Origin of the sequence: Caulobacter sp. 17J65-9 (assembly GCF_010975005.1) — a bacterium.
Lineage (GTDB): Bacteria > Pseudomonadota > Alphaproteobacteria > Caulobacterales > Caulobacteraceae > 17J80-11.
In genome coordinates, this window is sequence record NZ_JAAIVC010000003.1 from 34,275 (window position 1) to 54,790 (window position 20,516).

The window sequence follows — 20,516 nt, forward strand, 5'->3', positions numbered from 1 at the left end:
GCCCTTGCGACACAGGGAAAACCTTCCGATCAGGAGGTTCCCGCCCGTCGCCATATGCAAAGATCATGTCATGAAATGAGAAGTCGCCGCCCGTGATGCGGTGCTTTCCTCCGTGCAAGGAGGTCGTCTGCTTCGTCAGCGGGCGGCGCCGAGAACAGGCCCGATCAACGGAGCCTTCGGGGGAGACAAATGAAGATTCGTCATTGGCGTTTGCTCGCCGGCGCGTCCACGCTGGCGCTGGTGGTCGGCACCGCGGCCTCGGCCTATGCCCAGGCGCAGCCGGAAGACAACAACTCGGTCGAAGAGATCGTCGTCACCGCGCAGAAGCGGGAACAGGCTCTGCAGGACGTGCCGATCTCGGTGCAGGCCCTGACTTCGGAGACCCTGCAGGAAGCCGGCGTCGTCGACATGAAGTCCGTGTCGAACATCGTGCCGTCGCTGAAGACCCAGGAAAGCTTCCAGCCGGTCGCTCAGGCCTACCGCATCCGCGGCATCGGCTCCGAGCCCTCGATCCCGACCTTCGAGCCGGAAGTCGGCCTGTTCATCGACGGCGTCTACATGCCCCGCTCGGGCCTGGGCGTCGGCGACCTGGTCGACGTGGCGCGCGTCGAGGTGCTGTCGGGCCCGCAGTCGACCCTGTACGGCAAGAACGTCAACGCCGGCGTGATCAACGTCGTCACCGAGGCGCCGTCGCACGATTGGGAAGGCAGCCTGGCCGCGACCGTGTCGCAGTTCCAGGGCGGCAACAACGCCATGGCCTACCGTCTGGCCGGGTCGGTCTCCGGTCCGCTCAGCGACAAGGTCCGCGTGCGCCTGACCGGCGTGAACTACGACCAGGACCACACCTACCATAACCTGGTCCCCGGCGTCGGCGACGCCAACGACATGCACCGCTACGCCATCCGTGGCGAGGTGGCGCTGGACCTCGGCGAAAAGACCACCCTGCGCGTGGCCGCCGCTCGCAGCGAGATCTACGACACCGACGCGATCAACCCGGAAATCTTCATCCAGCCGACCTCGAGCTACCCGTCGGGCCCGGGCGACAACTCCATCTACATCCTGCAGCACTCGCCGCTGGCGGGCCTGTTCGGCGTGTCGCCTTGCGCGAACACCGACACGCGCGACCGGGTGATCTGCACCACCGACCCGACCCACACCAACAGCTTCAACAACATGGTCTCGGCCACGTTGACGAGCGAGATCGGCGGGCTCGACTTCACCTCGATCACGGCCTGGTCGAACTACAAGTCGCAGACCACCACCAAGGACGTCGCCCAGGCGCAGTTCCCGCTGCTGACCTATTTCGACACCCAGGCGGGCGAAACGATCAGCGAAGAGCTCCGCCTGGCCTCGCCGGTCAGCGACACCTTCGAGTGGCAAGTCGGCGCGACCTTCATGGTCAACGACTTCAACCGCGGCAACGAGGGCAAGACGCCGACCTTCGTCCTGGCCGCCGCCGCGCCCTACGTGCCGCTGCCGGGCGCGCCGGGCGGCTTCGTGCTGGGCACGCCGGGCGACAAGGGCTTCCTGGACTCGGACTCCTCGTCGACCTACTACGCCGCCTTCGGCCAGGCGACCTGGCACGTCACCGACCAGATCAACCTGTCCGGCGGCCTGCGCTGGCAGCATGAGGAGAAGGAAGCCTCGGTCCACAACCGCTCCGTGGTCACGCCGCGCGCGGCCCCGCAGGGCAGCCTGAACCTGATCACCTTCCTGCTGACGCCCACCGGCGTGAACGGCGACGTCGCCATTCCGGACATGGACAACTTCGTCGGCAACGTGACGGCCGACTACCACCCGAACAACGACACCATGTTCTACGCGACCTACTCGCGCGGGGCGAAGTCGGGCGGCGGCAACATCGGCTTCGGCAACGCGCCGCTGTCGGCTCGTCCGTTCAAGCCGGAGACCGTCGACAACTACGAGATCGGGGCCAAGCTCGACCTGCTGGACAAGCGCGTCCGCCTGTCGACGGCCGCTTTCCACACGGTCTACGAGGACTACCAGAACGCCGGCTTCCTCGGCGCCCAGTTCCAGGTCAACAACGCCGAGGAAGTGGTCGTCGACGGGGTTGAGGCCAACGGCGCCTTCGTGCTCGGCCACGGCTTCCACCTGACCGCCAGCGCCACCTACCTGGACTCGCGCTACGAGAAGTACACCGGCGGCGCCTGCCACGCGCCGTGGCCGCAGGCTCCGGCTCCGCAGCCGGCCAACTGCGACCTGTCCGGCAAGCCGCTGCCGATCGCCCCGAACTGGAGCACCTCGATCGGCCTCGACTACGCCCACAGCGTCGCCTGGGGTGAAGTCTACGCCCGCGGCGACTGGGCCTGGTCGTCGGAGTACTTCACCAACACCAACCTCGACCCGCGCCTGGTGCAGCCGTCGTACTCGCTGTTCAACGCCCGCCTCGGCGTGCGGGCCGGCGACGGCTACGACATCTCGGTCTTCGCCAACAACCTCCTCAACGAGAGCGTGGTGGTGCAGGACGCCGTCACCACCCTGTTCGGCAAGGACCCGTCCTACCAGCGCTTCCTGGCTCCTCCTCGCGAGATCGGCGTGACCCTTCGCAAGGAGTTCTAAGGCCCCGGGAAACTCACTGGTTTCCTTCCCTAACGGCGCGGCTTCTCCAGGGGCCGCGCCGTCTCTTTTTCCGCGTCCGGCCAAGCTGGGCCTACGCGGACGCTTCAAGACAGTGACGGAGTTCGCGCCATGCTGGGCCTGATGCAGAACTGGCCTCTGACCATCGACAAGATCCTGGACCACGCCAAGGCGCTGCACGGCCGGCGCACCGTGGTGACCCGGTCGGTCGAGGGGCCTGTCGTCGAGACCACCTACGCGGAGCTCCACGAACGGGCCAAGCGCGTCTCCAGCCTGCTGAAGGCCTGGGGCGTGGGGCAGGGCGAGCGGGTCGCGACGCTGGCCTTCAACACCGGCCGGCACCTGGAATGCTGGTACGGGATCATGGGGATCGGGGCGGTCTGCCATACCCTGAACCCGCGCCTGTTCCCCGAGCAGCTGGCCTGGATCGTCAACCACGCCGAGGACCGGGTGATCTTCGCCGACGTGGTGTTCGCGCCGCTGCTGGCCCAGATCGTCGAGCGCTGCCCGACGGTGGAGCGCGTGGTGCTGCTGACCGACCGCGCCCACATGCCCGCGGGCGTCCCCGCCGGCTGGGAGTGCTACGAAGATCTGCTGCCCCGCTACGACGCCGACTGCGCCTGGGGCGGCTTCGACGAGAACACCGCCGCGGGCCTCTGCTACACGTCCGGCACCACCGGCGATCCGAAGGGGGTGCTGTACTCGCACCGCTCGAACTTCCTGCACGGCCTGCTGGCCCTGCAGGCCGACGGCCTGGGCGTCTCCAGCCGCGAGGTGGTGCTCCCGATCGTGCCGATGTTCCACGCCAACGCCTGGGGCGTGGCCTTCGCCGCCCCGGCCGCCGGCGCCAAGCTGGTCATGCCCGGCGCCAGGCTGGACGGGGCCAGCGTCTACGACCTCATCGAAGGGGAGGGTGTGACCTTCTCCGCCGCGGTGCCGACCGTGTGGGGCGGCCTCCTGCAGCACCTGAAGGCCAACGGGCTGCGGCTCTCCACCCTGAAGCGGGTGGTGATCGGCGGTTCCGCCTGTCCGGAGTCGATGATCCGCGCCTTCCACGACGACTACGGCGTGGACGTCATCCACGGCTGGGGCATGACCGAGCTGTCGCCGATCGGCGCGCTCTGTCAGCTGCCGCCGGAGATCGCCGCCCGGCCGTTCGAGGACCAGGTGCCGACCCGGCTGAAGCAGGGCCGCGCGCCGCTGACCGTCGAGATGAAGCTGGTCGACGACGCCGGCCGTCCCGTGCCGCACGACGGCCGCACGCCGGGACGCCTGGTGGTGCGCGGCGCGGCGGTCGCGGGGGCCTACTACAAGGGCGCGGGCGGCTCGGTTCTGGACGCCGACGGCTTCTTCGACACCGGCGACGTGGCCACCCTGGACGCCGACGGCTTCATGCAGATCACCGACCGCGCCAAGGACGTCATCAAGTCCGGCGGCGAGTGGATCAGCTCCATCGACATCGAGAACATCGCCGTCGGCCACCCGGCGGCCGAGCTGGCGGCGGTGATCGGCGTGGCCCACCCCAAGTGGGACGAGCGTCCGCTGCTGCTGGTCAAGCTGCGCGCCGGCGAGCAGGCGACCGAGCAGGACTTCCTGGCCCACCTGGAAGGCAAAATCGCCAAGTGGTGGACGCCGGACGCGGTGGTGTTCCTCGAGGACATCCCGCTGGGCGCGACCGGCAAGATCGACAAGAAGCTGCTGCGCGAGCGGATGAAGGACTACCGACTGCCGGCCGCCTGAGCCTTCGCGTCATGAGCCTTCGACTCACTCCACCCGGGGCTTGCGGGCGTGCTCCGCACGCCACTGGGCGGGGGCGGCCCCGAACTGGGCGGTGAACCAGCGGGTGAACGAGCTGGGCATGGAATAGCCGAGCAGCTCGGCGATCCGGCCCAGCGCGTACTTCTCGTTCTGCATGTAGCGCAGGGCCAGGTCGCGGCGGACCTCGTTGATCAGCTCGGAGAAATTCGAGCCGGCGTCGTCCAGTTGCCGCTGCAAGGTGCGCACGTTCAGGCCCAGCCCCTGCGCGACCAGCTCGATGGTCGCGCGGCCCATCGGCAGGAACAGGTAGATGGCGCGGCGCACGTCGCGCACCACCGACGGTTCGTTGGCGCTCTGCAGCGAGTCGACGAAGCGCTGGGCGTAGCGCGCCATCACCGGATCGGCGGTCGGGTTCTTCTGCTCCAGATCCGCAGCAGAGCAGACAAAGCCGTTGAAATCGCTATCGAACTCAAACTTGGTCGACGACCCGAACACGCGCCGGTGGACCTGCAGGTCCGGCGGCGCGGGATGGGTGAAGTTCACGCTGTAGGGCCGCCAGTGCGCACCCAGCACTGTCCCGCACATGCGGAACAGCACGCCCAGCGCCAGCTCGGTGGCCTGCCGCGAGGCGACCGGCGTGTCGGTCAGCACCTCCTGGCGCACGATCACCGTGTCGCCGGCCTGCTCCAGGTAGATGGCCAGCGCCTCGTTGAGCAGGTGGCGGTACTGGATGGTGGTGCGCAGCGCGTCGCCCAGCGTCGCCTGGTGGGTCAGCAGCAGGCTGATCGCGCCCATGTCCGACAGCTGGCGCGACTCGGCCATCCGCAGGCCGAAGGTCGGGCAGTTGGCCTGCCGCGCGGACTCCTCCAGCAGGTTGGCGGCGGCGCTGACCAGCACCCGCTGCTCGGGATCGGTCAGGGTCGTCTGGCTCAGGCCCGCGGCGCGCAGCAGCGGCTGCGGATTGAGCCCGACCTGGCGAGCGACCTCGAAGTAGTTGGTCAGGACGGCGGCGCGGACCAGGGTGCTCATGGCGAGATCGTAGGGCGAGGCGCTGAAAAGGCGGGCGGCGGCGGAACGCCGCGGCTCAAGTCCTGCGACCGTACCGCCCGTGTCATGAAATGAAAAGCGGTTGTCGTCGGATGGTGAGCGCCACGCTCGGGGGCTCACATACGGTCCAAGGCCAAACAGAGGCGTCCAAACAGAGGCGTCCAGCCCAGTAGGCCTGAGGAAATGCTGCAAAAAGCCGTTCGCTTTCACGAGATCGGGGGCCCCGAGGTCCTGCGCTACGAGGACGTCGAGGTCGGCGCGCCCGGGCCGGGCGAGGTTCGCATCCGCCACGTCGCGGTCGGTCTGAACTTCGCCGACACCTACTTCCGCACCGGCTACTACCCGGTGAAGCCGACCTGCGGGATCGGCGTCGAAGCTTCCGGCGTGATCGAGGAAGTGGGCGAGGGCGTCGCCGGCTTCGCGCCCGGCGACCGCATCACCTACACGGGCAGCCCGCTGGGCGCCTATTCGACCGCCCGGGTGATGCCGGCCGGCTCGCTGATCAAGCTGCCGGAGACCATCGCCTTCGAGACCGCCGCGGCCATGACCATGCGCGGCCTGACCTCGTCCTATCTGCTGCGCCGCATCTGCCCGACCCTGAAGGCCGGCGACACCGTCCTGCTGCACGCCGCCGCCGGCGGCGTCGGCCTGATCGTGTCGCAGTGGGCCAAGCTGCTGGGCCTGAACGTCATCGGCACGGTCTCCACCGACGCCAAGGCCGAGATCGCCCGCGCCCACGGCTGCGACCACGTCATCCGCTACGACCACGAGGACGTGCCGACCCGCGTGCGCGAGATCACCGACGGCCAAGGCGTGGCCGTGGTCTACGACAGCGTCGGCGCGACCACCTTCCAGGGCTCGCTGAACTCGCTGAAGCGCCGCGGCATGCTGGTCTGCGTCGGCACCGCGTCGGGCCCGATCCCGCCGATCGACGCCCTGCAGCTGGCCATCAAGGGCTCGCTCTACGTCACCCGCCCGGCGCTGGCCGACTACATCGCCGACCCGGCCGAACGCGCCGAGCTGGCCGGCGAGCTGTTCAGCCACGTCGCCGCCGGCCGCATCAAGATCGAGGTCAACCAGCGCTACGCCCTGGAAGACGCCGTCCAGGCCCACCGCGATCTCGAGGCCCGGAAGACCACCGGCTCCTCGATCTTCGTGATCTGACGCCGCCGGAGAGGGAGGGGACAATGAGAGCCGAAAAACTGACGGCCAACATCGGCGCCGAGCTGTTCGACGTGAACCTGGGCGAAGCCGCCCGCAACGACGACATGTTCGCCGAGATCAAGGCGCTGCTGCTGCAGCACAAGGTGCTGTTCCTGCGCGACCAGGACATCGCCCGGGCCGACCACGTCGCCTTCGCCCGCCGCTTCGGCGAGCTGGAGGACCATCCGGTGGTCGGTTCCGATCCGGAAAATCCAGGCCTGGTGCGGATCTACAAGGATCTCGACAGCCCGCCGGAGCACTACGAGAACGCCTACCACTGCGACGCCACCTGGCGGGACGAGCCGCCGATGGGCTGCGTGCTGCGCTGCGTGGAGACGCCGGACGTCGGCGGCGACACCGTCTGGGTCAACATGGTCCAGGCCTACGCCGAGCTGCCGGACCACGTGAAAGAGCAGATCGACGGCCTGCGCGCGCGCCACTCCATCGAGGCCAGCTTCGGCGCGGCCATGCCGATGGAGAAGCGCCACGCCCTGAAGGCGCGCTTCCCGGACTCCGAGCACCCGGTGGTGCGCACCCATCCGGAGACCGGCGAGAAGGTGCTGTTCGTCAGCGGCTTCGCCACGCACTTCGTGAACTTCCACCGGCCGCAGAACGTCCGCTACGGCCAGGACTTCGCGCCCGGCTCGGCCCAGCTGCTGAGCTACCTGATCGGCCGCGCCGCCATCCCGGAATACCAGGTCCGCTGGCGCTGGACGAAGAACAGCATGGCCATCTGGGACAACCGCTGCACCCAGCACTACGCGGTCCAGGACTACTGGCCGGCCGTCCGCAAGATGGAACGGGCCGGGATCATCGGCTGCAAGCCCTTCTGACCAACACCGAAGTCTTCCCCGAGCGCCGCGGAGACGGCGCCTTTCGCCCAGAACTTTGAAGGAAACGCACATGAATTTCTTCGACGGCTCGCTGTTCCCCGAAAACCAGCAGAAGCTCGTGATCACCGCCGCGCCGTACGGCCCGGAGTGGATGCCGTCCGACTTCCCGGAAGACATTCCGGTGACGATGGAAGAGCAGATCCAGAAGGCGGTCGACTGCTACAACGCCGGCGCCACGGTGCTGCACCTGCACTGCCGTGAGTTGGACGGCCACGGCTCCAAGCGCCTGTCGATGTTCAACGAGCTGCTGGCCGGCATCCGGGCCCGCGTGCCCGACATGATCCTGCAGGTCGGCGGCTCGATCTCGTTCGCGCCCGAAGGTGACGGCGACGTGGCCAAGTGGCTGTCCGACGACACCCGCCACATGCTCGCCGACCTGGATCCCGCGCCGGACCAGGTGACGATCGCGATCAACACCAACCAGATGAACGTCATCGAGCAGATGTGCGAGGCGGACATCCGCGGCACCACGCTCGGCACGCCGGAAGGCAAACGCGCCTACAGCGAGATGACCATCCCGGCCGGCCCGGTCTGGGTGGAGGAACACATCCGCCGCCTCTCGGCCAAGGGCATCCAGACCCACTTCCAGCTGGCCAACATCACCCAACTCGAGACGGTCGAGCGCATGATGCGCCGCGGCGTCTGCAACGTGCCGCTGATCCTGACCTGGGTCGCGATCGGCGGCGGTTTCGACCAGCCCAACATCTACAACCTGGCGAACTTCGTGCGCGGCTGCCCGGACGGCTCGGTGCTGACGCTGGAAAGCTCGATGCTCAACGTGCTGCCGGTCAACATGATGGCGATCGCCATGGGCCTGCACGTGCGTTGCGGCAACGAGGACAACATCTGGACCCAGCGCCGCGACCGGAAGATGGGCAGCATCGAGCAGATCGAGCAGCTGGTCCGCATCTCCAACGAGTTCGGCCGCGACATCGCCAGCTGCCAGGAGGCGCGCGAGATCTACAGGATCGGCGAGTTCTACAAGAACGCCGACGAGACCCTGGCGAAGAACGGCTTCGCGCCGAACCGCCAGCCGGGTGAGCGCGGCGTGCCGTTCCGTATGGCCGGCTAAGCCTTGCGCCGCGGGGTCGGGCGGTGAGGGGCCGCCCGACCCCGTTTTCACTTTCAGGGAGACGCCGCCCTCGGACAGGCCGAAGATGCCGCCGACGGCGATACGATCAGGAGGGCCGTCCATGGCCGTGATCCACGCCGACGCCGGCGCCGCTCAGGCGCCCGCCGTGAAGGTTCCGCTGGCCTACGCCTGGGTGGTTTTCGCCCTGACGTTCGGCCTGCTGATTTCCGACTACATGTCCCGCCAGGTCCTGAACGCGGTGTTCCCGCTGTTGAAGGTCGAGTGGGGCCTGACCGACACCCAGCTGGGTTCGCTCAGCGGCGTGGTCTCGCTGATGGTCGGCCTGCTGACCTTCCCGCTGTCGCTGCTGGCCGAATGGGTCGGCCGCGTGCGGGCCATCGCCGCCATGGCCGTGGTGTGGAGCCTGGCCACCTTCGGCTGCGCGCTCGCCCAGGACTACAACCACATGCTGCTGGCCCGCTTCCTGGTGGGCCTGGGCGAGGCCGCCTACGGCAGCGTCGGCATCGCCGTGGTGATCAGCGTCTTCCCGCCCCACATGCGCGCCACCCTGACCGGCGCCTTCATGGCCGGCGGCCTGTTCGGCTCGGTGCTGGGCATGGCGGCCGGCGGGATCGTCGCAACCCACTACGGCTGGCGCGCCGCCTTCGCCGCCATGGCCGCCTTCGGCCTGGTCCTGGCCGTGCTCTATCCGTTCGTGGTGCGCCAGTCGAAGGTGCACCCTAAGGTGAAGAAGGCCGCCCCGGTCGAGGGCGAAGCCGCCCGCCCGGGCTTCTGGAAGAGCCTCGGCACCCTGGTCTCCACCCCCTCGGTGCTGTGCGCCTACGTCGGCAGCGGCCTGCAGCTGTTCATCTCCGGGGCCATGCTGGCCTGGATGCCCAGCTATCTGAACCGCTATCACGGCATGGCGCCCGACAAGGCCGCGGTCACCGCCGCGGGCCTGGTGCTGGTCTCCGGCGCCGGCATGGTCGTCTGGGGCATGTTCGCCGACGCCATTTCCAAGCGCTTCAAGCCGCGCGCCGCCAGCCTCGCCGTCTTCCTGTGCGTAGCCTGCTGCGCCCTGCTGATGGTCGCCTTCCGCATGCCGCCCTCGAAGGAGCAGCTGCTGCTGATCGCGGCCGGCCTGTTCGTCGCCGCCGGCGCCACCGGGCCGTCCGGGGCCATGGTCGCCAACCTGACCCACCTGGCCGTCCACGGCGCGGCCTTCGCCGTCCTGACCCTGGCCAACAACCTGCTGGGCCTGGCGCCCGGGCCGATCCTGACCGGCATGCTGGCCGACCGGTTCGGCCTGGACGTCGCCCTGCAGTGGGTCCCGGCGATCGGGGCCGCCGCCGCCCTGGTCTTCCTGATCGGCCGGAAAACCTACGCCCGAGACCTCGATCGGATCGCCGCCAGCGCCGGCTGAGCCACGCCCGACACCGACGCCTGACCGAGTACCGCCATGACGTTTCGCGCTCCCACCCGCGACCTGCTGTTCGCCCTGACCGAGGTGGTCGGCATCGACCGGCTGACCACCGCCTTTCCCGACTGCGACCGCGACATGGCGGCCGCCGTGCTGGAGGCGGCCGGCGACCTGGCCGAGGGCGTGCTGGCCCCGCTGAACCGCTCGGGCGACCTGCACGGCGCGCGCTTCGAGGACGGCCGGGTGCGCGCCGCGCCTGGCTTCGCCGACGCCTATCGGGCGTTCTCCGAAGGCGGCTGGACCAGCCTGGCCGCCGATCCCGAGCACGGCGGCCAGGGCCTGCCCAAGACGCTGGAGCTGGCGGTCTACGAACTGATGCACGCGGCCAACACCGCCTTCACCCTGTGCCCGACCCTGACGCAGGGCGCGATCGAGGCCCTGCACGCCCACGGCGATCCCCGCCAGAAGGCGCTCTACCTGCCCAGGCTCGTCTCCGGCGAATGGACCGGGGTGATGGACCTGACCGAGCCGCAGGCGGGCTCGGACCTGGCCGCCGTGCGCACCCGCGCCGAGCCGGACGGGGAGGGCGGCTATCGCCTGTACGGCCAGAAGATCTTCATCACCTGGGGCGACCACGACTGCGCCGACAACATCGTCCACCTGGTGTTGGCCCGCCTGCCGGACGCGCCGGAGGGCGTGAAGGGCATTTCGCTGTTCCTGGCGACCAAGCGGCTGGTCGCCGACGACGGCGCTCTGGGCGAGACCAACGCGCTGGGCCCGGTCGGCATCGAGCACAAGCTGGGCATCCACGCCTCCCCCACCTGCGTGATCCAGTTCGAGGGCGCGAAGGCCGAGCTGGTCGGCGAGGGCGGCAAGGGCCTGGCCCAGATGTTCACCATGATGAACTCGGCGCGCCTGAACATCGGCGTGCAGGGCGTGGGCGTGGCCGAACGCGCCTACCAGCAGGCGCTGGCCTACGCGCTGGAGCGCCGCCAGGGCCGCTCGGTGTGGACCGGCGAGGCCTCGGCCCGGATCTTCGACCATCCGGACGTGCGCCGCACCCTGCTGCTGATGAAGGCGAAGACCGAAGCGGCGCGGGCCATCTGCCTGACCACCGCGCTGGCCGGCGACCTGGGCCGGACCGGCGACGAAGCCGCGGCCCTGCGCGAGGCCGTGCTGACCCCGGTGGCCAAGGCCTGGTCCACCGATGTCGGCGTCGAGGTCGCCTCGCGCGGCCTGCAGGTGCACGGCGGCATGGGCTTCATCGAGGAGACCGGCGCCGCCCAACACTACCGCGACGCCCGCATCGCCCCGATCTACGAGGGCACCAACGGCATCCAGGCCCTGGACCTGGTCGGGCGCAAGCTGGCGCTGGGCGACGGCGAGGGCGTGCGCGCCCTGCTGGCCGAGATCGACATCACCGTCGCCGAGCTACAGCGGGCCGACGCCCTGGCCCTGGTCGCCGCCCGCCTTCAGGCGGGCGCGGCGGCCGTACGGCTGACCAGCGAGTGGCTGCTGCAACGGCGCGGCGAGGCCGACGCCCTGGCCGGGGCCAGCGGCTATCTGAACCTGTTGGGCGACGTGGTCGGCGGCTGGATGCTGGCCAGGGGCGCGCTGGTCGCCGCGCGTCGCGCGGAGACCGACGCCGATCCCTACTGGCGCACCAAGATCGTGCTGGCGCGCCTGTTCGCCGAGGAGGTGCTGGCCGGCGCCCACGCCCGGGCCGCCGCGGTCGTCCACGGCGCGGCCGACCTCGAGGCGGTCGGCCCCGAGGGCCTCGCCGCCTGAATCGACCCGACCCGGTTCGTCGCAAATCCCCCGGACGGACTCGCCGAACCGCGTTCGCCCAGCTTAGCTTCGCCGCGGGGAGCGGGCCGTGCGCCCGCGACGGGGAAGCGTCATGATCGATCGTCGTCGGGTTGTGGGTGCGGCGGGGCTGGCCGCCCTGGGAACCACGTTGGGCGCCGCCACGGGCGGCCGGGCCTGGGCCGCCGAGGGCCCGGCGCGCTGGCCGCGCATGCGCCAGGCCATGGCCGTCGACGCCATGACCGGCGTCGACCTGTTCTACGTCCCCGAAGACGATCCGGCCGCGCCAAAGCTGCTGCAGCACCTGCGCGAATGCGGCCTGACCGGCGCGGTGATGACCGCCGCCCCGCAGGGCCGGTTCTGGCTCAACGACAAGGCCTACGAGGACACCCGCGCCCGCATCGACGAATGGAAGGGACGCATCGACAAGCACCCCGACGTGCTGCTGCTGGTGCGTGAGCGCGCCGACCTGGAGCGCGCCAACCGCGAGGGCAAGGTCGGGGTGATCTTCACCTTCCAGGGCACCGAGCCGCTGGGCGAGGACCTGGACCGGATCACCAGCTTCCGCGAGCAGGGCGTGCGGATGATCCAGCTGACCCACAACCGCCGCAACCTGGTCGGCGACGGGGCCCTGGAGGCCGGCGACGCGGGCCTCAGCAACTACGGCCGTCAGGTGGTGGAGCGGCTGAACGCCGAGCGGATCGTCGTGGACCTGTCGCACGGCTCGCCGCGCACCATCCGCGAGGGCATCCTGGCCTCGAAGGCGCCGGTTCTGGTCGGGCACAGCGGCTGCCGCGCGCTGGCCGACGCCTCGCGCCTGACCTCGGACGAGAGCCTGAAGCTGCTGGCCGACCGCGGCGGCGTGGTCGGGATCATCTTCTGGCCCTACCTGCGCGTTCAGGGCCAGCAGACCTCCGCCGACGTCATCCGCCACCTCGAGCACGCCGTGAAGGTCTGCGGCGAAGATCACGTCGGCATCGGCACCGACCTCGGCATCTCGCCGATCGAACTCACCCCGGAGTTCGCCAAGGACAGCCTCGACACCGTCAAGGACATGATCAGCCAGGGCATCTTCGCCAAGGACCGCTCGCCCGAAATGACCCTGTTCCCGCCCGACCTGAACGTCCCCAACCGCTTCGAAACCCTGGCCGCCAAGCTCTCCGCCCGCGGCTGGCCGGACGCCCGCATCGAGAAGATCCTCGGCGCCAACTTCGCGCGGGTGATGGGCGAGGTGTGGGGATAGGGAGCGGCCGGGACGTTCAACGGGGGAACACGCGCCTCAGGCCGCCAGTCGGTAGCGCGCACCTCCCACGGAGAACGGTCATGTCCGAAGGACGTCCCGCGATCGGGCGGCGTGAATTTCTGGCGTCCACGTCCGCTGGCACGATCGGTCTCCTGCTTCCCGCCTCGGAGTCCCACGCCCAGATGACCTCGCCCCAGTCGCCCGGCGCGAAGACCGCCGACGCGTCGATCCGGCCGTTCAAGTACCACGCGTCCGACGCCGACCTGGCCGACCTGAAGCGCCGGATCGCCGCCACCCGCTGGCCGCCGCGCGAACTGGTCTCCGACCAGTCCCAGGGCGTGCCGCTGGCGACCATGCAGAAGCTGGCCCAGTACTGGGGCGGCCCGTACGACTGGCGCAAGTTCGAGACCAGGCTGAACTCGTACCCGCAGTTCGTCACCACCATCGACGGCGTGCCGATCCACTTCATCCACGTGAAGTCGAAGGAGCCGAACGCCCTGCCGGTGATCATCACGCACGGCTGGCCGGGCTCGGTGGCCGAGCAGCTCAAGATGATCGGACCGCTGACCGACCCGACCGCGTACGGCGGCACGGCGGCGGACGCCTTCGACGTGGTGATCCCGTCCCTGCCGGGGTACGGCTTCTCCGGCGCGCCGACGGAGCTCGGCTGGGATCCGATCCGCATCGCCAAGGCCTGGCCCGTGCTGATGCAGCGGCTGGGCTACGACCGCTTCGTCGCCCAGGGCGGCGACTGGGGCAACGCCGTGACCGAGCAGATGGCGCTGCAGAAGCCGCCGGGCCTGATCGGCATCCACACCAACATGCCCGCGACCGTGCCGCCCGAGATCGACAAGGCGGCCCTTGCCGGCGCGCCGCCTCCGGCGGGCCTGTCGGCCGACGAGAAGCGCGCCTACGACCAGCTCGTCACCTTCTACGCCCACGGGCTGGGCTACGCCCAGGAGATGTCGAACCGGCCGCAGACCCTATACGCGATCGACGACTCGCCGATCGGTCTGGCCGCCTGGATGCTGGATCACGACGCCGAAGGCCTGGCCCTGATCGCGCGGGTGTTCGACGGCCAGCCCGAGGGCCTGAGCCGCGACGACGTGCTCGACAACGCGACGCTCTACTGGCTGACCAAGACGGGCGTCCCTTCGGCGCGGCTGTACTGGGAGAGCAAGCTGGCCTTCTTCGCGCCCAAGGGCGTCACCCTGCCGACCGGCGTCAGCGCTTTCCCGACGGAGATCTACACCGCGCCGAAGAGCTGGGCCGAGAAGGCCTATCCCAACCTGATTCATTACGGCCGCATGCCCAAGGGCGGCCACTTCGCGGCCTGGGAGCAGCCCCAGGCCCTGGCCGAGGAAATGCGCGCCACCTTCCGGCCGCTGCGGCAGGCGCAGTCCTGACCCGACACGAACAGGGGAGTGGCGGACGGGGTGGGATTCGAACCCACGGTGGGCGTGAACCCACGGCGGTTTTCAAGACCGCTGCCTTAAACCACTCGGCCACCCGTCCAGGGCCGCCCTGATAGCAGGGCCGGACGGCCGAGGCGACCGTCGATCCGCTAACCGTGTTGCTTAACCCGCGATCTCAGCTTAGCCATTAGCCTGACCTTAGAGAGGGCCGCCGAGGGGCGGTCGCCGCGTGGGGCGGGCCGATGAGCCGGAGCTTCCTGGGGCCGCAAGGCCGACGTGCGTCGCGTATGATCTTTATGGGCCTGGCCTGCGCCGTTCTCGGCGGGGCCGCCCAGGCCGAAGAACCAGTCCCGCCGGCCGCAGCGCCGGTGGAGAGCGCGAACCAAACGGCGGCGGACCCGGCGAGCTTCGAGCAGGTGGGCGCGGCGTCTTTCTACGCCGACCGATTCCAGGGCCGTCGCACCGCCAGCGGCGAGACCTACGACGCGGACGAGTTGACCGCCGCCCATCCGGACCTGCCGTTCGGCAGCGTGCTGGAGGTCACCAACCTCGACAACGGCAAGACCGTGAAGGTGCGGGTGAACGACCGCGGCCCCTATCACGGGCGGCGGGTCGTCGACCTGTCGCGCGCCGCCGCCGAGACCCTGGACTTCATGCGCCGCGGCACCGCCAAGGTGCGCATCCGGGCGTTCCTGCCGGGCTCCACCCGCGCCATGACCCTGAGCCCAGACGCCACCCCGGCGCCGGCGCAGCCGACTCCGCCCTTCCTGCCGTCCGCGGGCCAGTCCTGATCGAACCTCTGCGGGGGTTCGCCGGTTTGTAAGCCGTCGTCGCCCGAGCCCCGGGCGACCTTGCTCGCCTCGCGGAGGGGAGGGTGGCTCACCCCGTGCGCGCCCAATTCGGCGCCCAATTCGGCGGCTGGATTCGCGCTCTGACCGTGATCGCCGCGGCGGTCGCGGCCGGGCTGAGCGCCTGCGCCACACCCGGCGTCAACGGCGCGCCCGGCGGAGCGCCGCTGCAGGGCGGGGCCGGCCAGTACATGGTCGGCGAGCCCTACGAGGTGCACGGGGTCTGGTACTATCCCCAGGAGCAGCCCGAATACGACGAGAGCGGCACGGCCGGAATCATCAGCGACGACCGGAGCGGCCAGACCACCGCCAACGGCGAGGTCTATGACCCGGAGGCGCTGACCGGGGCGCACACCACCCTGCCCATGCCGGTGATGGTCGAGGTGACCAACCTCGACACCGGCACCACCATCGCGCTGCGGATCAACGACCGCGGGCCGTTCGACGCGCCGGGCGAGATCATCTCGGTGTCGCGCGCCGCGGCCGTGGAGCTCGGCTTCGCCGACCGGGGAACCGCCAACGTGCGGGTCCGCTATCTCGGCCAGGCCCCGCTGGGCGATCCCGGCCAGTACGCCAGCGACGGCGCCGCGCCGCAGTATCCACCCGACGGGAGCGCGGGAGCGTACCCGCCGGACCAGGGCGGCGGCGCCTACCCGCCGAACGGCGCCCCGGGCGCGTACCCTCCAGGCGGAGGGTATGGCCCGGGACCGGTCGACAGCCAGGCGCTTCCGCCGCCGGTCCCGCCCGAGGGCTACGGGGGCGGGGGCTATGGCGGGGGCGGCGGCTGGACGGTGCAGGCCGGGGCCTACGAGGTGCCGGCCAACGCCCAGCGGGCGGTGGCCATGCTGAGCCGGGTCGCCCCGGCCGAGGTCGTCCGCGTGCAGATCGGCGGGCGCGTGCTCTACCGGGTGATCCTGGGCCCCTGGCCGGTGGCGGAAGAGGCTTTCCGGGCCCGCGATCTGGCCGCCGGCGCGGGCTTCCCCGACGCCATCATCAAGCGGCCCTACTAGAGCGCGCTCTAACGCTTGCCTCGACGCGCGATCCGGCCGAAGAACGGGCCGTGAGGCGAGGGCGGTTCATCACCCTGGAAGGCGGCGAAGGCGCCGGCAAGTCGACCCAGGCGCGACGCCTGGCCGACCGTTTGCGCGAGCGCGGCATCCAGGTCGTGCAGACCCGCGAGCCCGGCGGCTCCCCCGGCGCCGAGGCCCTGCGAGGCCTGCTGGTCGAAGGCGGGGCCGAGCGCTGGTCGCCGCTCAGCGAAGCCCTGATGATGTACGCCGCGCGCTCCGACCATCTGGAGCGGGTGATCCGACCCGCGCTGGAGAGCGGCGCCTGGGTGGTGTGCGACCGCTTCAGCGATTCCACCCGCGCCTACCAGGGCGCCGGCGGCGGCGTGTCGGCCGAGGTGATCGAGCAGCTGGACCGCACCGTGGTCGGCGACGACCGGCCGGACCTGACCCTGGTGTTCGACCTGCCCGTCGAGGCCGGCCTGGCGCGCGCCCACCACCGGGCCGGCGGCGAGGCGCGGTTCGAGAGCAAGGGCGTCGACTTCCACAACCGCCTGCGCCAGGGCTTCCTGGCCATCGCGCTGGCCGAAGCCGACCGCTGCCGGGTGATCGACGCCACGCGGCCCGTCGACGAGGTCTCCGAGACCGTGTGGGCGGCCGTGATCGAGGCCCTGGAAGACGCCGGGCATGGCTGAGGCCGCCCCGCATCCCCGCGACGTCTACGACTGGCGCGGCCCCGACGCGCCCGAGCGCGCCTTCATCGACGCGCTGGAGCGCGGACGGCTGCACCACGCCTGGCTGCTGAGCGGCCCCGAGGGCGTGGGCAAGGCCACCTTCGCCTACCGCGCCGCGCGCCGGCTGCTGGGGGCTGCCGAGACGCCGTCCATGGGCCTGCTGGGCGCCGCGCCCAGCGACGCCGTCAGCCGGCTGATCACCGCCCAGTCGCACCCCGATCTGATCGTGCTGGAACGCGCCGTGGTCGACGGAAAGACCAAGAAGTTCATCTCGGTCGACGACGCTCGCGTGCTGCCCGAATTCTTCTCCAAGGCCCCCTCGCGAGCGGCCTACCGAGTCGCCATCGTCGACGCCGTCGACGACATGAACATCAACGCCGCCAACGCCTTGCTGAAGACACTTGAAGAGCCGCCCGAACGGGGCGTGCTGTTCCTGGTCTCGCATTCGCCGGGCAAGCTCCTGGCCACCATCCGCTCGCGGTGCCGCCGCCTGCCGTTCATGCCGTGGAAGACCGCCGAGGTCGCCGCCTTCGTGCACGAACGCGCGGGCGTGAACCTGGAGGACGCCGACCGGCTGGCCGCCATGTCCGGCGGCGCGCCGGGCCGGGCCCTGACGCTGGCCGGCGGCCCGGGCCTGGAGTTCGACGACATGGCCCAGGCCCTGGTGCATGGCGCCACGCCGCCGCAGGCCGAGCTGCAGCACCTGGCCGACAGCTTCCGCGGCCAGCCCGGCCAGATCCGCTTCGAGCTGTTCTTCGAGCGGCTGGGCGACGCCGTGCGGGCCCACACGACGGGGCAGGGGAACGCGCTGGGCTCGGCCGTTGAACGCTGGGCGTCGCTGTGGGACAAGCTCGCCGCCGCGCCGGCCCAGGCCGACGCGCTGAACCTCGACCGCGCCGACCTGTTCTGGTCGACGATCGCCGACCTCAAGGCCCTGCGCGCCTGATCCCAGCTTAAAGACGGCCATGCTCATCGACAGCCACGTCAACCTCCACGCCGCCCAGTTCGACGAGGACCGCGACGAGGTGATCGCCCGCGCCCGCGAGGCGGGCATCCGGCTGATGGTGGAGATCTCCGACAAGGTCTCGTCCTTCGACCAGACCCACGCCCTGGCCATGGCCCACGACGACATGTGGTGCACGGTCGGCACCCACCCGCACGAGGCCAAGGAGAACCCGGCGCTGACCGCGGCCGAGCTGGTCGAACTGGCCGGCCGTCCGAAGGTCGTCGGCATCGGCGAGTGCGGGCTGGACTTCCACTACGACCTCAGCCCGCGCGAGGTGCAGGCCCAGGTGTTCCGCGCCCACGTGGCCGCCGCGCGCGAAACCGGCCTGCCGCTGGTGGTGCACACCCGCGAGGCCGACGACGTCATGGCCGAGATCCTGGAGGAGGAGTACGCGAAGGGCGCCTTCAAGCTCCTCATGCACTGCTACACCTCCGGGCCGCTACTCGCGAAAAAAGCTGCACAATTGGGCGCCTGGTTCTCGGTTTCGGGGATCGCCACCTTCAAGGCCGCCGACGGCGTGCGCCACGTGATCCGCCACTTCCCGGCCGACCGCATCATCGTCGAAACCGACTGCCCCTACCTGGCCCCGGTGCCCATGCGCGGGCGCAAGAACGAGCCGGCCTACATCCCCTTCATCCTCGACAAACTGGCCGAGATCCGCGGCTGGAGCCGCGAGGAGGCCGAACAGCGGACCGAGGACGCCTTCTTCAACCTGTTCGACCGGATCCCGCGTCCGTGAGCGGCGGGCTCGAGGTCACCATCCTGGGCAGCGGCTCCTCCGGGGGCGTGCCGCGCGCGGACGGCGACTGGGGCCTGTGCGATCCGAACGATCCCCGTAACCGGCGCTCGCGCTGCTCGCTGATGCTGCGCCGGACGCCCTTCAACGATCCGATGCAGGCCACGACCGTGGTGGTCGACACCTCGCCGGACTTCCGCAGCCAGACGGCCGCCGCCGGCGCCAAGCGGGTCGACGCCGCCCTCTACACCCACGACCACGCCGATCAGGTGCACGGCATCGACGATCTGCGCTGCTTCGCCGGCAAGATGCGCCGGCGCGTGCCGTGCTTCATGGACGCGGCCACCCACGCCAGCCTGATCACCCGGTTCGACTACATCTTCCAGGACCAGGCCGGCTATCCGGCCATCTGCGACGCCTGGCGGATCCCGCCGCACGGCGAGGCCTGGGCGGTGGACGGCCCCTCCGGCGAGATCCCGGTGCGCACCTTCGACCAGGAGCACGGGGCGATCCGCTCGGTCGGCTACCGGTTCGGGCCGCTGGCCTATTCGCCCGACGTCTCAGCCCTGGGGCCCGACGCGCTGATAGCGCTGTCAGGCGTGGAGGTGTGGATCGTCGACGCGCTGCGCTGGACGCCGCATCCGACCCACGCCCACGTCGACAAGGCCCTGGCCTGGATCGCCGAGGTGAAGCCGCGCCGCGCGATCCTGACCAACCTGCACGTCGACCTCGACTTCGAAGCCCTGGCCGCGCGCCTGCCGGCCGGCGTCGAGCCGGCCTATGACGGCCTGCGCTTCACCGTAGAGCTCGCGTGAGGAGACACGCGCAACACGCTGCGTGGACACAAGTTTTCAGACAGCTGTACGCCGCCCGGCGATATTCAGTGCGCGGCGCTGCATCCAATCCGGGCTTCGGCGTCCTCTCACCCAATAACGACGGGGAGGGGCGGTGAGCATAAGTCGGGTGATCGAGGCGTGCCGGGGCGGGCATCTCGCCCTGAGCTTCTACGCCCCTGGCGAGCGCAGCCGGGCGCACAGCCATGCCGGCGCGCAGATCTCTCTGGTGCTGACCGGTGGCTATCACGAAGAGGGGGCGGCCGGCCGCCTCGTCGCGGAAGACGGCGTCCTGACCGGCAAGCCGGCCGGCTTCGAGCATGAGAACCAGTTCTCCGACGCCGGCGCGCTGATCCTGTCGGTCAACCTGACAGAGGCGCCGTTCCTGACCCGCCATTTCGCCGTGCCCCGTCCCGAAGGGATCGACCACATTGCGCTGAGGGCGGCCGCTTGGGCGGGAGAGCCCGCCCTGGAAAACCTGGGCGCGATGCGCGGCCTGCCCAGGGCCGATTTCCACGAGCAGCCCCGATTGGAGGCGGCGCGCCGACGCCTGCTGGCCGAAGGACAGACCCGGACCGCGACGGTCGCACGCACCCTCGGACTTCATCCGGTACGGTTCGCGCGTCTGTTCCGGGACGCCTATGGCCGAACGCCCGCTGACCTTCGCCAGGCCGGACGGATCGGCCGGGCGATCGACCGGATCGTCCGGTCCGGGGACGGGCTCGCCGAGATCGCCGCGGCGGAAGGGTTCGCCGACCAGGCGCACATGACGCGTCAAATCCGACGCGCGACCGGCTATCCGCCCGCGCGACTGCGCCGACTGTTCCGGCCGGACTGATTGCGTTTGTTCAAGACCGTCGCGGGGAGGGCGCGCCAGAAGCAGGCGAGCCCTTGGGG

General features: G+C 70.4%; 17 protein-coding genes and 1 tRNA gene. 16 read left to right on the top strand and 2 right to left on the bottom strand.

The window, feature by feature from the left end:
• Positions 1-189 precede the first annotated feature (189 nt).
• The gene (locus G3573_RS01215; RefSeq protein WP_163259024.1) at positions 190-2,580 is read left to right on the top strand and encodes a TonB-dependent receptor; all 2,391 of its coding nucleotides are present in this window, start codon (positions 190-192) and stop codon (positions 2,578-2,580) included.
• 129 nt (positions 2,581-2,709) lie between these two features.
• Positions 2,710-4,338, top strand: coding sequence for a long-chain-fatty-acid--CoA ligase (locus G3573_RS01220; RefSeq protein ID WP_163259025.1), 1,629 nt, complete (start codon positions 2,710-2,712; stop codon positions 4,336-4,338).
• A gap of 24 nt (positions 4,339-4,362) precedes the next feature.
• Here G3573_RS01220 and G3573_RS01225 read toward each other — a convergent pair whose 3' ends face one another.
• Positions 4,363-5,385 (bottom strand): AraC family transcriptional regulator, encoded by a 1,023-nt coding sequence (locus G3573_RS01225; protein ID WP_163259026.1) that lies wholly within the window; start codon positions 5,383-5,385, stop codon positions 4,363-4,365.
• Between the two features lie 201 nt (positions 5,386-5,586).
• Here G3573_RS01225 and G3573_RS01230 point away from each other — a divergent pair, with 201 nt between their 5' ends.
• The 7 genes from G3573_RS01230 (at position 5,587) to G3573_RS01260 (ending at position 14,446) form a co-directional block, all read left to right on the top strand.
• On the top strand, positions 5,587-6,567 hold the full coding sequence (locus G3573_RS01230) for a quinone oxidoreductase (protein ID WP_205597995.1): 981 nt from the start codon (positions 5,587-5,589) through the stop codon (positions 6,565-6,567).
• A 23-nt stretch (positions 6,568-6,590) separates the two neighbouring features.
• On the top strand, positions 6,591-7,439 hold the full coding sequence (locus G3573_RS01235) for a TauD/TfdA family dioxygenase (RefSeq protein WP_163259027.1): 849 nt from the start codon (positions 6,591-6,593) through the stop codon (positions 7,437-7,439).
• 70 nt (positions 7,440-7,509) lie between these two features.
• Positions 7,510-8,571 carry a 3-keto-5-aminohexanoate cleavage protein gene (locus tag G3573_RS01240; protein ID WP_163259028.1) on the top strand — a complete coding sequence of 354 codons (1,062 nt, stop codon included), beginning with the start codon at positions 7,510-7,512 and terminating at the stop codon, positions 8,569-8,571.
• A gap of 121 nt (positions 8,572-8,692) precedes the next feature.
• Positions 8,693-9,994, top strand: a complete 1,302-nt coding sequence (locus G3573_RS01245) for an MFS transporter (RefSeq protein WP_163259029.1) — start codon at positions 8,693-8,695, stop codon at positions 9,992-9,994.
• Between the two features lie 36 nt (positions 9,995-10,030).
• The gene (locus G3573_RS01250) at positions 10,031-11,779 is read left to right on the top strand and encodes an acyl-CoA dehydrogenase (protein ID WP_163259030.1); all 1,749 of its coding nucleotides are present in this window, start codon (positions 10,031-10,033) and stop codon (positions 11,777-11,779) included.
• A 112-nt stretch (positions 11,780-11,891) separates the two neighbouring features.
• Complete coding sequence (locus G3573_RS01255) at positions 11,892-13,040, top strand: membrane dipeptidase (protein WP_163259031.1); 1,149 nt, start codon at positions 11,892-11,894, stop codon at positions 13,038-13,040.
• A gap of 80 nt (positions 13,041-13,120) precedes the next feature.
• The gene (locus G3573_RS01260) at positions 13,121-14,446 is read left to right on the top strand and encodes an epoxide hydrolase family protein (protein ID WP_163259032.1); all 1,326 of its coding nucleotides are present in this window, start codon (positions 13,121-13,123) and stop codon (positions 14,444-14,446) included.
• 19 nt (positions 14,447-14,465) lie between these two features.
• On the opposite strand, the gene G3573_RS01265 is transcribed toward G3573_RS01260, so the two are convergent.
• Positions 14,466-14,555: transfer RNA gene (locus tag G3573_RS01265), tRNA-Ser, on the bottom strand.
• A 187-nt stretch (positions 14,556-14,742) separates the two neighbouring features.
• Here G3573_RS01265 and G3573_RS01270 point away from each other — a divergent pair.
• The 7 genes from G3573_RS01270 to G3573_RS01300 all read left to right on the top strand — a co-directional run bounded on the left by G3573_RS01270 (position 14,743) and on the right by G3573_RS01300 (position 20,457).
• Complete coding sequence (locus G3573_RS01270) at positions 14,743-15,246, top strand: septal ring lytic transglycosylase RlpA family protein (RefSeq protein WP_205597996.1); 504 nt, start codon at positions 14,743-14,745, stop codon at positions 15,244-15,246.
• Between the two features lie 95 nt (positions 15,247-15,341).
• On the top strand, positions 15,342-16,313 hold the full coding sequence (locus G3573_RS01275) for an SPOR domain-containing protein (RefSeq protein WP_163259034.1): 972 nt from the start codon (positions 15,342-15,344) through the stop codon (positions 16,311-16,313).
• A 50-nt stretch (positions 16,314-16,363) separates the two neighbouring features.
• Positions 16,364-17,005, top strand: coding sequence for a dTMP kinase (tmk, locus tag G3573_RS01280; protein WP_163259035.1), 642 nt, complete (start codon positions 16,364-16,366; stop codon positions 17,003-17,005).
• Entirely contained in the window at positions 16,998-17,990 is a 993-nt protein-coding gene (locus tag G3573_RS01285) for a DNA polymerase III subunit delta' (RefSeq protein WP_163259036.1), read from the top strand. Before tmk ends, G3573_RS01285 begins: the two co-directional genes overlap by 8 nt.
• Before the next feature lie 19 nt (positions 17,991-18,009).
• On the top strand, positions 18,010-18,789 hold the full coding sequence (locus tag G3573_RS01290) for a TatD family hydrolase (RefSeq protein ID WP_163259037.1): 780 nt from the start codon (positions 18,010-18,012) through the stop codon (positions 18,787-18,789).
• Positions 18,786-19,601, top strand: coding sequence for an MBL fold metallo-hydrolase (locus G3573_RS01295; protein WP_163259038.1), 816 nt, complete (start codon positions 18,786-18,788; stop codon positions 19,599-19,601). The genes G3573_RS01290 and G3573_RS01295 overlap by 4 nt, the downstream gene beginning before the upstream one ends.
• Before the next feature lie 148 nt (positions 19,602-19,749).
• Entirely contained in the window at positions 19,750-20,457 is a 708-nt protein-coding gene (locus G3573_RS01300; RefSeq protein ID WP_346427321.1) for an AraC family transcriptional regulator, read from the top strand.
• Positions 20,458-20,516: the final 59 nt, after the last annotated feature.